The organism is Anabaena sp. FACHB-1237, assembly GCF_014696225.1.
In the GTDB taxonomy this organism is placed as follows: Bacteria; Cyanobacteriota; Cyanobacteriia; order Cyanobacteriales; family Nostocaceae; genus FACHB-1237.
The window spans coordinates 19,517-34,290 of the sequence record NZ_JACJPV010000040.1 but is presented as its reverse complement, the minus strand read 5'-3'; the positions used below and the strand labels follow the sequence as shown (position 1 = coordinate 34,290).

The 14,774-nt window shown below is 38.0% G+C and carries 16 protein-coding genes; 4 read left to right on the top strand and 12 right to left on the bottom strand.

The window, feature by feature from the left end; genetic code table 11:
• A partial coding sequence (locus H6F32_RS16445; RefSeq protein WP_190370387.1) for a tetratricopeptide repeat protein occupies positions 1-574 on the top strand: 574 nt, incomplete at its 5' end.
• A 217-nt stretch (positions 575-791) separates the two neighbouring features.
• Entirely contained in the window at positions 792-1,724 is a 933-nt protein-coding gene (locus tag H6F32_RS16440; protein ID WP_190370386.1) for a DUF4351 domain-containing protein, read from the top strand.
• Positions 1,725-2,006: 282 nt separating this feature from the next.
• Here H6F32_RS16440 and H6F32_RS16435 read toward each other — a convergent pair whose 3' ends face one another.
• From H6F32_RS16435 to H6F32_RS16400, 8 genes are all read right to left on the bottom strand, one after another.
• Complete coding sequence (locus H6F32_RS16435) at positions 2,007-2,276, bottom strand: DUF4058 family protein (RefSeq protein ID WP_190370385.1); 270 nt, start codon at positions 2,274-2,276, stop codon at positions 2,007-2,009.
• A gap of 50 nt (positions 2,277-2,326) precedes the next feature.
• Positions 2,327-2,887 (bottom strand): dual specificity protein phosphatase family protein, encoded by a 561-nt coding sequence (locus H6F32_RS16430; RefSeq protein WP_190370384.1) that lies wholly within the window; start codon positions 2,885-2,887, stop codon positions 2,327-2,329.
• Between the two features lie 2 nt (positions 2,888-2,889).
• Positions 2,890-3,849, bottom strand: coding sequence for a HEAT repeat domain-containing protein (locus H6F32_RS16425; protein WP_190370383.1), 960 nt, complete (start codon positions 3,847-3,849; stop codon positions 2,890-2,892).
• A 120-nt stretch (positions 3,850-3,969) separates the two neighbouring features.
• Complete coding sequence (locus H6F32_RS16420) at positions 3,970-4,197, bottom strand: ferredoxin family protein (protein ID WP_190370382.1); 228 nt, start codon at positions 4,195-4,197, stop codon at positions 3,970-3,972.
• 40 nt (positions 4,198-4,237) lie between these two features.
• The gene (metX, locus tag H6F32_RS16415; RefSeq protein ID WP_190370381.1) at positions 4,238-5,284 is read right to left on the bottom strand and encodes a homoserine O-acetyltransferase; all 1,047 of its coding nucleotides are present in this window, start codon (positions 5,282-5,284) and stop codon (positions 4,238-4,240) included.
• Between the two features lie 104 nt (positions 5,285-5,388).
• Positions 5,389-6,699 carry an O-acetylhomoserine aminocarboxypropyltransferase/cysteine synthase family protein gene (locus tag H6F32_RS16410; protein WP_190370380.1) on the bottom strand — a complete coding sequence of 437 codons (1,311 nt, stop codon included), beginning with the start codon at positions 6,697-6,699 and terminating at the stop codon, positions 5,389-5,391.
• 105 nt (positions 6,700-6,804) lie between these two features.
• Positions 6,805-7,638 (bottom strand): dienelactone hydrolase family protein, encoded by an 834-nt coding sequence (locus H6F32_RS16405; protein ID WP_190370379.1) that lies wholly within the window; start codon positions 7,636-7,638, stop codon positions 6,805-6,807.
• A 98-nt stretch (positions 7,639-7,736) separates the two neighbouring features.
• Positions 7,737-8,705, bottom strand: a complete 969-nt coding sequence (locus H6F32_RS16400; RefSeq protein ID WP_190370378.1) for a TauD/TfdA family dioxygenase — start codon at positions 8,703-8,705, stop codon at positions 7,737-7,739.
• A 558-nt stretch (positions 8,706-9,263) separates the two neighbouring features.
• On the opposite strand from H6F32_RS16400, the gene H6F32_RS16395 reads away from it, so the two are divergent.
• Entirely contained in the window at positions 9,264-9,425 is a 162-nt protein-coding gene (locus H6F32_RS16395; RefSeq protein WP_190370377.1) for a hypothetical protein, read from the top strand.
• A 3-nt stretch (positions 9,426-9,428) separates the two neighbouring features.
• Positions 9,429-9,713: a hypothetical protein gene (locus H6F32_RS16390; protein ID WP_190370376.1), complete on the top strand. Its 285-nt coding sequence runs from the start codon at positions 9,429-9,431 to the stop codon at positions 9,711-9,713.
• Between the two features lie 111 nt (positions 9,714-9,824).
• Here the strand turns inward: H6F32_RS16390 and H6F32_RS16385 are convergent, their stop codons facing one another.
• The 4 genes from H6F32_RS16385 to H6F32_RS16370 all read right to left on the bottom strand — a co-directional run bounded on the left by H6F32_RS16385 (position 9,825) and on the right by H6F32_RS16370 (position 14,765).
• Positions 9,825-11,540: a fumarate reductase/succinate dehydrogenase flavoprotein subunit gene (locus H6F32_RS16385; protein ID WP_190370375.1), complete on the bottom strand. Its 1,716-nt coding sequence runs from the start codon at positions 11,538-11,540 to the stop codon at positions 9,825-9,827.
• 137 nt (positions 11,541-11,677) lie between these two features.
• On the bottom strand, positions 11,678-12,778 hold the full coding sequence (locus H6F32_RS16380; RefSeq protein WP_190370374.1) for a sulfonate ABC transporter substrate-binding protein: 1,101 nt from the start codon (positions 12,776-12,778) through the stop codon (positions 11,678-11,680).
• Positions 12,779-13,066: 288 nt separating this feature from the next.
• A complete protein-coding gene (locus H6F32_RS16375) occupies positions 13,067-14,341 on the bottom strand; it encodes an MFS transporter (RefSeq protein WP_190370373.1) in 1,275 nt (424 codons plus the stop codon).
• Positions 14,307-14,765: a MarR family winged helix-turn-helix transcriptional regulator gene (locus H6F32_RS16370; RefSeq protein ID WP_190370372.1), complete on the bottom strand. Its 459-nt coding sequence runs from the start codon at positions 14,763-14,765 to the stop codon at positions 14,307-14,309. Before H6F32_RS16370 ends, H6F32_RS16375 begins: the two co-directional genes overlap by 35 nt.
• Positions 14,766-14,774 lie beyond the last annotated feature (9 nt).

Sequence of the window (14,774 nt, the reverse complement as noted above, 5' to 3'; positions counted from 1 at the left end):
TAACTATGCCGAAGCCTACATCAACCGGGGAAATGTCCGTTCTGAATTAGGAGATAAGCCAGGAGCAATAGATGATTACAACCAAGCTATCAAGTTTAATCGTAACTATGCCCTAGCCTACAACAACCGGGGAATTGTCCGTAAGGAATTAGGAGATAAGCCAGGAGCAATAGAAGATTACAACCAAGCTATCAAGATTAATCCTAACCTTGCCCAAGCCTACTACAACCGGGGAAATGTCCGTAAGGAATTAGGAGATAAGCCAGGAGCAATAGCAGATTACAACCAAGCTATCAAGATTAATCCTAACTATGCCCTAGCCTACATCAACCGGGGAAATGTCCGTAAGGAATTAGGAGATAAGCCAGGAGCAATAGATGATTACACCCAAGCTATCAAGATTAATCCTAACGATGCCCTAGCCTACAACAACCGGGGAATTGTCCGTAATGAATTAGGAGATAAGCAGGGTGCAATTAAAGATTTTCAAACAGCCGCAAATATATATAAAAAAGAAGGTAAAGAAACAGACTATCAAGATGCTATGCAACAAATCAGAAAAATTAACAAATAATGAAGATAAGTTAAGCCAGTTACGAAAGATCCCCGACTTCTTAATTAAATTTTTTGTAAATAATGAATATCATTCAAAGAAGTCAGGGATCTAAATCCGGCGGTTTCATTTTCTTCTCTACCAAAAAAAATTCAAACATCCTCTTACGGAAAATTCATAACTGCTATATAATAGGAGTTTAAGTCATTTCCCATATCTTACTCAAAATTAAAATTTAATGACTAGGTTTATACATGATAAATTCGCCAAAGACTATCTAGAAGAATTATTAAAAGATTACGGAGAAGTCAAAGCATCAGAAAAAGTCTCAGGAGAGATTAAAGAAATAGATGTTTTATTCACACCTGCTAAACAACACAGTTCTAAATTACAAATACTGGGTTTACTAGGAAGACTTGCCGAAAATCCCGCAATAATAGAACCATACCGCAATCCAGCTTCTAGCGATGAAATCTGCGACTGTATTCTCAAGTTATTAGAAGTCAAGGCTTTATTGCGACGAGAAGCCAAAGCCAATAAAATCAAACTTCAGGAGTCAGAAATTCCTAAATTGTGGATTTTAACCCCCACTATCTCGGAAACTCGTTTATCTAGCTTTAGAACTATCCAAAAAGAAGATTGGTTATCGGGAGTACACTTTTTAGCAGATGCCTTGCGAACAGCAATTGTGGTCATACACCAACTACCACAAACACCGGAAACTTTATGGTTAAGGCTTTTGGGTAGGGGAAGCGTACAATCACAAGCAATTATCGAGTTGCAAGCGTTACCATTAGATCACCCTTACCAAAAAGCCACCCTGGAATTAGTTTACAACTTGCGCGAAAATTTGAGAGTAAATCAAGAACTAGAAACAGATGATAGGGAGTTAATTATGCGACTAGAACCACTTTATCAAAGAAATAGAGAACAGGTTAAAGAAGAAGGAAGACAGGAAGGAAGACAAGAAGGAAGACAGGAAGGAAGACAGGAAGGAGAAAAAGACTTAATATTGCGTCTACTACATCGCCGAATTGGTGAAATTGATGCGTTATTAATCGAGCGAATTACAGGATTATCTATTGAACAGTTAGAAAACTTAGGGGAGGCATTATTAGACTTTTCTAGTGTTGCTGATTTAGAAGCTTGGTTAACCCAACACTCAATTTAATTCATTTTGATTTTCCGGGAGTTAATTATGTTAACTATAACCATTTTTCAAATAACCTCTTAGTCCAGATTATCATCTATTAAGCTGTTGTGCTTTTAACTTGAATAATTAATACAAGCAAGATGCTTGTGCTACTGTAACTTCAGGTTTTTTAATTATACAGTGAGTGCTGCACATTAGCTTATTACACTGTCTAAATATTCTCTAAAATCTCCCTTACCCAACTTTCTTTTTCAGAAGATCGTAGACTGTTCTAAGCTGTTGTGCCTTTAACTTGAATAATTAATACAAGCAAGATGCTTGTGCTACTGTAACTTCAGGTTTTTTAATTATACAGTGAGTGCTGCACATTAGCTTACCTTCCTGAGAACGTTTATTTTTAGGAGAAAGTATTTCAATTACAGTCACTACTTCCCGGCTTTGTGTAGCTTTTACTTCCAAAAATCGCTCAATTACTTCTTCATACATGGGAACTGACAATTTTTTCCGATTGTCCGATGATCTGGGTAAGTGTAGCGATCGCAAAACAGAACGAAAGTAGGGGTAATTCATGAATTACCCCTACTCAAGAATCATATTTTCAGTTACATTTTGCGTAATTCCTATACAAATTCAGTAATATTAATGGTTGAAAATGCTACACGACAATTATTCAGTAACATATTCAATTCTTCTGCAACTTGAAACGGATTTTTCCCTAATATTGGAGCAGCAATTATAGCTTCATGAGGATTTCTTCCTGTTTTCTTTACAGCAGAAATCGCATCTTGATTAGAAAATCCCCGTACACTAACTAACCAAGCTGCTAATATATGTCCAGTGCGGCCAATTCCACCAGCACAATGCACAACTACCTTTTCATTTTGTTGATTTGCTGTAATTAAAAAAGGCAGGATTTTCTGTATTAATGATTCTAAATCACATAAATGAAAATCCTCAATTGGTGTCCAACAAATTTTTTCATTACCAAATTCTTGCTCATATTTATCTAAAATATGAGCATAATTAGCTAGTTGTTTATCACTAAGTAAACAGCAAACTCGCTGAATATTTTGGCTTTTCATAAACTCAATCCAATCTTCTACCTGTTGATTTGAATATCCAGGTTGAGAAGCACCAAATACTATTGTTTCTTGTTCCCAAGCAGGGGCAAATTTGTACATCTTTAACTAACTAAATTATGAATCTTTTTAATTGCTTTTTCTGCATAAATACAAACATCTCGATCAGGATCATCTAGTGCTTGCTGGAGAGCATTTAAAGCATCAAAAATACCTAAATTACCCAATGCAATAGCTCCCTCTTTTCTCACATCAGAATATTCATCTGTTAATGTTTCAATTAATGCAGATAACAACTCAATATGTGGCGTTTTTTGTAATACTTGAAGTACAAATTTTCTGACTTGCCAATGTTCATCTTTTAGCGCGATTTTCAAAGCCGGAATTGCTGCTGAATTAGCGTGAATTGCTAAAGATTTCGCTGCATTGCGTCGCACTTGCCAATCAATATCAGAAATTAGTGCTTTAGTTAATAAATCTACAATTTCTTGATCTGCTAAATGTCCTAAAGTTAATGCAGTGGCACGACGGACATTATCATCAGAATCATTAATTAAAGATAAAGCTGGTGGACATATTTGCACTTGGTTTAAATAGCGCAAAGTTGTAATAGCAGCTTCTCGCAATTCTGGATATTTGGAATCAAAAAAAGATAACACCGCAGGTAGAGATTGAATATCATGTATCTTCCTTAATAAGATTAAAATGTTAATTTGCAGGTTGATATTTTCTTGATGTAGTGCATCCAGTAATAACAAAACATGATCGGTGGTGACTAATTCACCTAAAGCTGATAATGCTTCAGTGCGAACTTCTATATCTGGGGAAGCAAGAGTTTTTAATAAAGCTGGAACTGCTTGAGGATTAGCAATTTCCCAAAGTGCGGATACTGCGATTTTTTGGACTGCGGTGCTTTCGTCTTCGAGTGCGATAATTAAAGCGTCAACTGTGGTATCTTCTCCTAAATGCTGTAGAGATTTTACCGCAACTAGGCGATCGCCCTCGTTCACTGATTGCAACATTTCCAACCATTGATTTAACTCTAAATTTGTATCTGTCAACATTTTCACTTCTGATAAAAATTACTAACTCTTTGATTGCTTTTTAAACTGTTGTATTTTTAATTTCCATAGGGTATGCAAGCAAGATGCTTGCACTACTATACTAGGTTTTTTCAGCTATAGTTACCGTAATAAAAAAGGAATTTGTACAGTAATTGCCTTTGTAGGACATTCCTTTTCACAGGGTAAACAAAACCAACATTCATCATATTTCATATAGGCTTTTCCTGTTTCTGGATTTTTTGCTAATACATCCAAAGGACAGGCCTCAATACAAGCAACACATTTTTCTAAACATTTAGATTCATCCACAATTACAGGAACATCAACTCTTTGATTAATTAAAGCCATAAATTTATTAGTCCGTTAATTAGTAAACTTTAAACAAAACTTATTTTAACCTAAAACAAACTACCATTTCATTCAATACTTCTATATCAATTAAAAACGCATCATGTCCATGAGTTGATTTAAGAACTCTCAATTGAGCATGAGGAATTAAATCTGCTAATTCTTGTTGTTCTACTGGAGGATAAAGAACATCAGAATCAATCGCTACAACTAAAGTTGGTTGTTTAATACTTTGCAAAACTGATTGATAATCTTTCCTATTCCAACTAACATCATGACCATCCATTGCATGAGTTAATGTAATATAAGTATTAGCATCAAAACGTTCTATTAGTTTTTGACCTTGATATTGTAAATAACTGGATATGGCAAACTGATTAGATTCATCCTGCTCTCTGCCAAAACGATTTGTAAAACTCTCCCAATAACGATAGGTAATCATTGCCATCATCCGTGCTACTGCTAGTCCTTGATTCGGAGGTGCATCAATTGTATAGTTTCCTCCTTGCCAATTTGGATCAGTATAAATTGCTTGTCTTTGTGCTTCACTCAAACCAATAGACCAGGCTGAATGTCTTCCTGGTGCAGCCATTGGTGAAATTGCTCTCACCTTTTCTGGATATAATAAAGCCCATTCTAAAACTTGCATCCCACCCAGTGAACCACCAATTACCAATTGTAGAGACTTAATTTCCAAGTATTCTACAAGTACAGCTTGGAGATTAACCATATCCCGAATTGTAATTCTGGGAAAAGATGCACCATAAACCTTTCCTGTATTTGGGTTAATAGAAGTTGCTCCAGTTGTACCGTAACAACTTCCTAAAATGTTGCTGCATAGGATAAAATCCTGGTCAGGATCAAAGGCTTTCCCTGCACCAAACAAATCTCCCCACCAGTTGTCAGCGTCAGCAGAACCAGTGAGCGCGTGACAAATTAAGACTCCATTATCGCCGTTCGCGTTTAATTTTCCCCAGGTACGATAAGCAACCTGAACACCAATTAATACTTCACCAGATTCTAATGAAAATGGTGCTGACAATTGATAAAACTGGGTTTTTGGTGAAATGAAGTCTAAGTATTTCATAGAGTAGGGAATAGGGAATAGGGAATAGTAAAGAGGAAAAGGTGCAGGGTGCAAGGAGGAAGATTTTTCTCCTCTGCTCCCTGCTCCCCTGCTTCTTATCCCTGTCAACTGTCAACTTTCACCTTTCCAAATGCCTGTTCAAAGTCTTCTTTAATATCATCAATATGTTCAATTCCCACAGATACCCGCACTAAATCAGGTGTTACACCAGCCGAAATTTGTTCAATATCACTTAGTTGTTGATGGGTTGTAGAAGCAGGATGAATAACAAGGGTTTTTGCATCACCAACATTTGCTAAATGACTGGCTAATTTCACATTACTAATAAAGGCTTTACCTGCTTCTAATCCACCTTTGATACCAAAATTAAGAACTCCTCCAAAGCCATGTCGGAGATATTTTTTGGCTCGTTCATGATATGGATGATTGGGAAGTCCTGGATAATTAACCCATGCTACCTGCTCTTGTTGTTCTAACCATTTAGCCAATTGTAAAGCATTGCTGACATGACGTTCTACACGCAGGGAAAGGGTTTCTAATCCTTGTAGTAATAGAAAAGCATTAAATGGACTCAATGCTGCTCCTAAATCTCGTAATCCTTCGACTCTGGCGCGAATAATAAAGGCAATGTTACCAAATTGACTGCCTTTCCCAAAAACTTCTTGAAAATTCAATCCATGATAACCGGGGGAAGGTTCGGTAAAAAGGGGAAATTTGCCCTTACCCCAATCAAATTTACCAGAATCAACGATCACGCCGCCAATAGATGTACCATGCCCACCGATCCACTTAGTAGCAGACTCGACAACAATATCTGCACCATGTTCTATTGGTCTAGCTAAATAACCACCAGCACCGAAAGTATTATCTACAATTAAAGGAATGCCGTTTTCATGGGCAATGTGGGCTAAAGCGGCAAAATCTGGAATGTTGAATTGGGGATTACCAATGGTTTCAACGTACAGGGCTTTGGTTTTTTCATCAATTGCCTGACGGAAATTTTCGGGATCATCTCCTTCCACAAATTTGACGTTTATTCCCAATCGGGGCAAAGAAACTTTAAATTGGTTATAAGTTCCTCCATAGAGGAAACTGGTAGAAACAATATTATCTCCTGCTTGAGCGATCGTACTTATTGCCAAAAATTGCGCTGATTGACCGCTTGCAGTAGCTAAAGCTGCTACACCCCCTTCTAAAGCTGCAATTCTTTTTTCAAATACATCCGTTGTCGGATTCATGATCCGGGTATAAATGTTACCAAATTCCTGGAGAGCAAATAACCGCGCTCCATGTTCAGCATCATCAAAAACGTAGGAAGTGGTTTGATAAATTGGTACAGCGCGGGCATTCGTGCCAGGTGCTGGTTCTTGTCCAGCATGGATTTGTAAAGTTTCAAAACGATAATTTTCGGACATGGGTAGTATTTAGGTAGGTTGATAAGCAGTATAAATTTTAGATGTAGTTTAGATGTAGTTTAGATGTAAAGACGTTCCATGAAACGTCTCTACAAAGATTTTTACTCATACTCCATACTGTTTAAACCATCCTTGGAGTTTTTGCCAACCATCTTTGGCTTCGATTTCGCGGTAGGAAGGGCGATAATCTGCAAAAAAGGCGTGTGGTGCATCGGGATAAACAATTATCTCCGATTTACTGCTGCTAGATTTCAGTTTTTCTCGTATTTGTTCTACTGTATCTAATGGAATACCTGTATCTTGACCTCCATAGAGTCCTAACACGGGGACTTTTAACTCAGAAGCAATATCAACAGGTTGTTGAGGCTGTAGTTCTGTTACATTACCTACTACTCTACCGTACCAAGCTACTCCTGCTTTTACTTGGGGATTATGTGCAGAATATAACCAAGTGATTCGACCTCCCCAGCAAAAACCCGTAATTCCTAACCTATCACCGTTACCTTTTGCTGATTTTACTCCCCAATCAACGGTAGCATCTAAATCTGATAATACTTGAGTATCAGGAACTTTGGATGCAATGGCGCGAATTTCGTCAATGTTAATTAATTTTGATACATCACCTTGGCGAATGAATAGTTCTGGTGCGATCGCTAAATACCCCAACTTAGCCAAGCGACGAACAACATCCTGTATATGTTCATGTACCCCAAATATTTCCTGAATTACCAACACAATGGGAAAATTTTCACCCTGCTCAGGCTGCGCTCTGTAAGCTGGAATTTCCCCATCTTTGACGGGAATTTTCACCACTCCCGCAATTAATCCTTGAGTATCTGTAGAAATCACTTTCGCTAAAACAGGTTGTACTGCTACGGCAAAACCACTTGTCAGAGCAGCTGTAGTCATAAATTCACGGCGTGTTATTTCTTTTAGCATCTTTAAACCATTTCAATATCATTAATTTTTGATTGATATTTCAGCCCCTCTCCGCGTCGGATAGGGGTTAGGTAGAGGTTAATTGAAACCAAGTTAGCTTAGGAAAGCACTGGTTCTGCTTGCAATTTTTCTGATCGTTGCTTCAAGGCAGTTGGTAATTCGCTATTAAACACCTCACCCTCAACAACTTGTGAACGGAAACCATCTACCCCAACAGGAATATCTCCTGTGATGGTGGTGCGATAGAGTACACGTTCTACTTCTATATGATCCAAATCCTGGGGAGCTAAATGCGCGGTTGCACGATTATCCCAGAACGCTATATCACCGTTATTCCATCGGAAGCGGGTGGTGTAAGCAGGTTTAGTGATCTGATTAAAGAACAACTCCAATAACAGATCGCTTTCTTGTCGTGATACATCCAGAATATGGGAAGTAAAGCCTGGATTTACGTACAATGCGCGTTCACCTGTTTCTGGATGAACTCTGACTACTGGGTGAATTGAAACTATGGGATTGGCGGCAATGCGTTGGGCAAGCTTGCTGTTGCCGGGTATGTTTAACCGAGCATTAAAACGATGTTCTGCCTTTAATGTATCTGCTAATGCACGTATAGGTGCTGACAAACCTTCGTAGGCTGCGACCAAATTTGTCCATTGGGTATCACCACCAAAACTGGGAACATTTACTGCACGCAATATTGAAGCCGCAGGTGGATTGATAGCTGCTGTTACATCAGTGTGCCAACGGCTTTCATAGCTGGAACGGCGCAAACCATTACGGCGTTCATAGCGGCTGCGATCAATGGGCAGAATTTGCGAGAAACCTTCAATTGGCTCATCTTCGTGGGGGTGAGCATAGGTTACTTCCCCAAAACGAGCAGTGAAGGCAATTTGGGCTGCATGATCAATGTTTTGACCACGAAAGAAAATAACTTTCCACTTCAATAGTGCTTCACGAATTTCTTTGACTGCTTCATCATGTAAAGGAGCAGAAAGGTCTACACCACTGATTTCAGCACCAATAAAACCAGCTACTTGTTTGACTTCAATGTGCTTATTACTCACGTGAGTTCTCCAGAATTTTATTTATAAGACTGTGTTCGCACTTGTCAACTTTCTTTGGGATGTGTTTATTCCAACATACCATAGGAAGCGGTCGTAACTAAAAAATATTGTACAGTAAATTTATCAATTTACCGTATTATAAGAAATGTTTATTTAAAATATGTAAACAATATGCTTATTATATCAGTAAATATTGCTTAAAAATTATATTTAATGTAATTTAATTAACCTTTATTTATACTGAGGCTAAATACTTTGATGTGGCTAAAAAAGATTGTTAGACAATAAAATGCAAAATATTTTTACAACTATATTGATTATTATTTTGAATATTTTGTATTTATTATGACATAAATTTATTTTGTTGAATTACCCCATAAATTGAAAAAATCATTGATTAGGTTATCTAATAATTAGTTATACATATTTTTTTAAGGCAGGATTACTCTGACAAAAACTTTGTATAATAAATTAAGTACGATAACTTGACCGATAATATGTATTTTAATAATGTAGATACTCACTCGTGCAATTGTTAGTTTACTGAGGATGTAATTTATGAGTCTAAATGCTCAAGTTTTAGACAGGTTGACTGTTGATCAACTGCCATACATTGAGGCTAATCTCAATTACCTACTGCCAATGGCAGAAAAGCTCGTGAACTATACTTACGAACCACCAGATGGTATTCCCAGGCAGAATGGAGTATATGAGTCATAAATTATGCTAATACGCAATGCTTACTCGATTGTACAACATCTGCCTGTGGATAGAGAAGGCTTTGCTTTGATTGAGCATCATACAAAAGTCGGTAACTTTTATGATGAAGAGGAAGTGCGAAATGTCTATTATCCTGAAGCGGAGCAGTTATTGAAAGCGGTGACAGGTGCAAGTCAGGTAATAATATTTGACCACACTTTGCGGAATGCTCAAAAATCACAGCCGAGAGAGATTGAGAATTGGCGAACTGCTTGCAGCAGTGCTTCGCTATCGCCACCTAAGATTTAGACTATGTTGTATGAAAATTATCCTCAAATGTATTCAAAAATCCTAAGAAACCGATTGTGACACCGGGGGTGCCGAAGGTAGGTTCAAGACTCACCATTAACAGCTTTCTACTCATCTAGCAGCGACATCATATACTTCTTTATGTAAATCCACCTCTACAACATAAGGCTCAATCTGACGCTTAAATAAAACCATTTCTCCTACTTCATTCTTTTTCAAATTCACATGACAAAACCACTCTTCATCATTTTTATCTGGAAAATCCAAACGATAATGATATAAACCCCAACGACTTTCTCGACGATACAAAGATGCTCTGGCTGCCATTTCTGCACAATCACGAATAAAATGTACTTCCATAGACCGCATCAATTCATGAGGATCACGCGCTCCCATTTGGTCTAATACTTCATGATAGCGAAGAAAATTATTTAGTCCAATTTCCATTTTATTCCCGGATTTTGGAGGTTGTAAATAATCATTTACCAGTCGGCGTAATTTATATTCGACTTGGGTATGGGGAATACCATTTGGCTGATTTAATGGCGCATAAATTCTCGCTTTTTCAGCCTCTAAAAAATCAGTATCAGGTTCTAAATGTTCTAAATTTTCAATATAATCTATCGCATTTTCTCCTGCTAAACGACCAAACACAAATGCACCAATCATATAATTATGAGGAACACTGGCCATATCTCCGGCTGCATAGAGTCCAGTTACTGTGGTTTCTGCTTTTTCATTTACCCACACACCAGAAGCACTATGTCCACTACATAATCCAATTTCTGAGATGTTCATTTCTACGCCATGAGTGCGGTAATTTTCACCTCTACCTTGATGAAAACGTTCTCTACTGGGTCGTTCATTTGCCCATAAAACAGATTCTATTTCAGAAATTGTATCCTCATCCAAATGAGTCATTTTCATTTGAATAGGTCCTTTACCAGAGTTTAATTCTTTCCAAATCTCTAGCATCATTTGTCCACTCCAATAATCACAATTAATGAAGCGGTTTCCTTCAGAATTGGCGGTATATGCTCCATAGGGACCTGCAACATAGGCACAAGCAGGACCGTTATAATCTTTAATTAATGGGTTGATTTGGAAGCATTCAATATTGCTTAATTCTGCTCCTGCATGATAAGCCATTGAATAACCATCTCCGGCATTTGTGGGGTTTTCATAAGTTCCATAAAGATAGCCAGATGCAGGTAAACCCAAACGTCCACAAGCACCTGTACAAAGTATCACGGCTTTGGCTTGAATAACTACAAAATCACCACCACGCACATCAAACCCAACAGCACCAATGGCTCTACCATTTTTTACTAATACTCTAGTTGCCATAACGCGGTTTGTGACTTTCACTTGATGGCGTTTGACTTGACGGGCAAGAATAGTTTTTAGGTCTTTCCCTTCTGGCATGGGTAGGACATATTTTCCTACTCGATGCACTTGTTTAACATCGTAATTTCCTTGGGGATCTTTTTGGAATTTAACACCCCAATGTTCTAATTCTTGGATGGTTTCATAGCCAAGTTTTGCGGTTTGATAAACTGCTTTTTGATGAAGAATGCCATCGTTAGCAATTGTGACTTCGCGGGTATATTGTTCTGGGGAGGAATGTCCAGGAATTACGGCTGTATTTACTCCATCCATTCCCATGGCGATCGCCCCACTACGGCGAATATTCGCTTTCTCTAAAATTAACACCTCAGCATCGGGATTAGCTTGTTTAGCTTTAATTCCCGCCATTGTCCCCGCCGTACCACCACCAATTACTAAAACATCAGTTTTTAGCCACTGTGTATTGATTTTTGTTACCATATATCTTTTAAAGGTAGCTTTGAAATGTGTTTTTTCTCATGCACAAGCGCAGAGATGGAGAGAGATTAAAAACAGATTTAAAAACGAAGATAATTGATAATTAGTAATTTCTACATTACCAATTACCAATCACCAAACTATTTGTTTCCTTGCCAAACTATCTCTTTAACCTTGATTTGTTTAGGAATCAATTTTATTTTGTAGAAAGTATCAGCAATTTCTTGTTGTTTGGTAATTATTTCCTCTGTTAGTGGTAATACACCATACTCACGACGCTTTTCTGCTGCTTCTAAAACAGCCGCATCTATACCCAATACAGGAGAAAGTAACTTTGCTACTTGAGGAGGATTCTTCTGTGCCCAATCACTGACTTTGGTTACCCCAGCCAAAACTGTCTTTAAGGCCGCTGGATTATTGTCTGCAAAGGATTTAGCTGCCAAGTAATAACCTCGATTGGGAGCTAGTCCAGTGGCATCTGTAAGAGTACGTGCGCCTGTGGCTTTTTCAGCAGCAGCTAAATAAGGATCCCAAACCGCCCAAGCATCAACATTTTTCCCTTCAAAAGCAGCACGTCCATCAGCAGGTGCTAGGAAAGTTGGCTTAATATCAGTGTATTTTAATCCGGCTTTTTCCAGTGCTTTGACTACCAAATAATTAACATTTGCTCCTTTCGCAAAAGCCACTTTTTTACCTTTGAGATCAGCTACATTTTTAATTGATGAGTCCTTATGGACAAGAATTGCTTCCGCTTTAGGTCCATAAGGGTCATAAGCAACATAAACAAATGGTGTACGTGCCGCTTGAGCAAATATAGGAGGTGCTTCTCCTGTGTAACCAAAGTCAATACTTCCTGCATTTAAGGCTTCCAACATGGGCGGACCTGCGGGAAATTCAGTCCATGTTACAGAAGTACCAGAGGATTGTAACGCTTTTTCTAATTCCCCTTTTGCTTTTAATGCATAAAGAACAGTTGCAGCTTTTTGGTAGCCAATGCGAACTACGGTACTGCTATTTGTTACTTTAGGAGTTTGATTGGAATTAGTGGTTTTAGTTATTTGTGCTGTGGGAGTTGTTCCAGAATTTTCACTTATATTAGGAGAACAAGCAGATGTAAATAAAGTTAAACTCAGTCCTATTGTAAATAGTAAGGAAAAAGTGCGAATGTTCTGCTTTTGATATTTTTTTACGAAGGTAATTCCAACTTCTAATAGTCGAAATGGGGAGAATTTAGTCAGCATTATTCCAGTTAATTGATTACAAAACTACAGTATCTCAATCGAATTACCGTATTTTACTTTAAAAAGATCATATATCATATAGAGGATATTTTTTGCTTTTGTCAGAATCAGGATGTACAGGATGTAATTTTTTGATGAGTTGTTAGTTATTGACAATTGGCATGGACAAAGGTAAATACTCATGAAGTTAGCTTTCAGAATAAATAGAGAAACAACAGCCATTAACCATCAAATAATAATCCTGTAAATCCTCAAATCCTGGGTATGCTGATTCTGACAAAATAATGACTATAACTCCTCATGTAATGCCCCTAACTTCCTCATCTGCGGCCAAATTAATGCCGTTGCTACTACTACCAAAATAGTCCCAATACCACCACCAACTACAGACAACACAGGTCCAAATAAAGCTGCTGTTAAACCAGATTCAAAACCTCCTAATTCATTAGAAGCACTGATAAATACACCATTTATAGCAGCAACTCTTCCTCGCAAATGATTAGGAGTTTTAATTTGCACTAAAGTATGACGAATTACCACACTAATGCTATCTAACGCACCACTTAATGCCAACATTAACAAGGATAACCATACCCAACGGGATAACCCAAAGATAATTGTCACAATACCAAACCCAGCTACAGACCATAATAAGGCTTGTCCCGCTTTGCGAATAGGAGGTAAATATACCAATAGTGCTGACATAATTAATGCACCTATAGATGGTGCAGCTTGTAAATAACCTAATTCCACAGGACCAGCGTGTAGAATATCCTTAGCAAAGACAGGTAATAGCGCCACAGCACCACCAAATAAAACTGCAAATAAATCGAGAGTAATAGCTGCGAGAATTAATTGATTATTCCAGACAAATTCAGCACCCGCAGCTAGGGATTTTAAAGATACTGGTTCTTTACTAAAATTATTTGGTTGAGGTTTAATAGCAGCTACGGAGGCTAAACATAATAGTGAAGCGATCGCTGCTAATATATATACTTCTGTAGCATTTCTAAAAAAGGCAATACTTAATCCTCCGAAACTCGGACCGATTACCGATGCTAATTGAAAACTACTACTTACCCAAGTGGCCGCATTAGAAAAAAGATTAGTCGGTATTAACTGAAACATTAAAGCATCACTAGCAGGTTTGAGAAAAGCCCTGGCCACGCCCATTAACATTAAACAGGTATAAACTAGAAAAACTGCTCCTTTAGTATAGGAAATCACCGCTAAAGCCAATGAACAAACCGTTAGGAGAAAAATTGCTAGTAAAGTAGTGCGTTTACGGTTATACTTGTCAGCCACATGACCTGCTATTAATGTGAGTAAGATCATTGGTGTCACTTGCGCTAACCCCACTCCACCTAATGCCAAAGGGGAATGGGTACGTTCATAAAGTTCCCAACCAATGGCCACCGTCTGCATTTGTCCTCCTGTAAATAAGAGAACACGCCCAATAGTAAATAACCGATAGTCTCGAAATCTCATAGCTGCAAAGGGATCGTGTGCAGCGTTAGTATTAGGAATATTAGGGGGGATTTGTTTCTGTTTGTTCGAAGACATTTTTTAGTAGACTCAACCCTTCTTCAATTTTTGATACTTGTTCTGGTGTTAAACTCTCTATAATTTCCGCAATTTCAGCGCGAGTTTTTTCCTGAGACTGTTCTAACAAAGTCTTTCCTTCTTTTGTCAGATTTAACACTATTCGCCGCCGTTCTTGCGGGTTATCAGTACGTTGCACCAGATGACGTTGCACTAATCTTTCTATAGTTGTGGATGCTGTAGCACAGGTGACTCCTAAATGTTCTGCTACCTCAGATAAAGAGGCACCAGGATTGCGATTAAGAAATGCGAGCGATCGCAATTGTGGTATAGATAAAGAATCAGCACTGTGAGTTCGCATTTCAGTCCGGATAAACCGCATTAATAAAGGAACTGTTTCCATTACCCTAGCAGCACATTTTTCAGAGGGTTTATCCAAACTCATAAGACTGTT

Bases quoted from the DNA above. Each gene is read 5' to 3' on its own strand.
- H6F32_RS16440 (WP_190370386.1), top strand. From the start codon at position 792: ATGACTAGGTTTATACATGATAAATTCGCCAAAGACTATCTAGAAGAA.
- H6F32_RS16435 (WP_190370385.1), bottom strand. From the start codon at position 2,276: ATGAATTACCCCTACTTTCGTTCTGTTTTGCGATCGCTACACTTACCC.
- H6F32_RS16430 (WP_190370384.1), bottom strand. From the start codon at position 2,887: ATGTACAAATTTGCCCCTGCTTGGGAACAAGAAACAATAGTATTTGGT.
- H6F32_RS16425 (WP_190370383.1), bottom strand. From the start codon at position 3,849: ATGTTGACAGATACAAATTTAGAGTTAAATCAATGGTTGGAAATGTTG.
- H6F32_RS16420 (WP_190370382.1), bottom strand. From the start codon at position 4,197: ATGGCTTTAATTAATCAAAGAGTTGATGTTCCTGTAATTGTGGATGAA.
- metX (WP_190370381.1), bottom strand. From the start codon at position 5,284: ATGAAATACTTAGACTTCATTTCACCAAAAACCCAGTTTTATCAATTG.
- H6F32_RS16410 (WP_190370380.1), bottom strand. From the start codon at position 6,699: ATGTCCGAAAATTATCGTTTTGAAACTTTACAAATCCATGCTGGACAA.
- H6F32_RS16405 (WP_190370379.1), bottom strand. From the start codon at position 7,638: ATGCTAAAAGAAATAACACGCCGTGAATTTATGACTACAGCTGCTCTG.
- H6F32_RS16395 (WP_190370377.1), top strand. From the start codon at position 9,264: ATGAGTCTAAATGCTCAAGTTTTAGACAGGTTGACTGTTGATCAACTG.
- H6F32_RS16390 (WP_190370376.1), top strand. From the start codon at position 9,429: ATGCTAATACGCAATGCTTACTCGATTGTACAACATCTGCCTGTGGAT.
- H6F32_RS16385 (WP_190370375.1), bottom strand. From the start codon at position 11,540: ATGGTAACAAAAATCAATACACAGTGGCTAAAAACTGATGTTTTAGTA.
- H6F32_RS16380 (WP_190370374.1), bottom strand. From the start codon at position 12,778: ATGCTGACTAAATTCTCCCCATTTCGACTATTAGAAGTTGGAATTACC.
- H6F32_RS16375 (WP_190370373.1), bottom strand. From the start codon at position 14,341: ATGTCTTCGAACAAACAGAAACAAATCCCCCCTAATATTCCTAATACT.
- H6F32_RS16370 (WP_190370372.1), bottom strand. From the start codon at position 14,765: ATGAGTTTGGATAAACCCTCTGAAAAATGTGCTGCTAGGGTAATGGAA.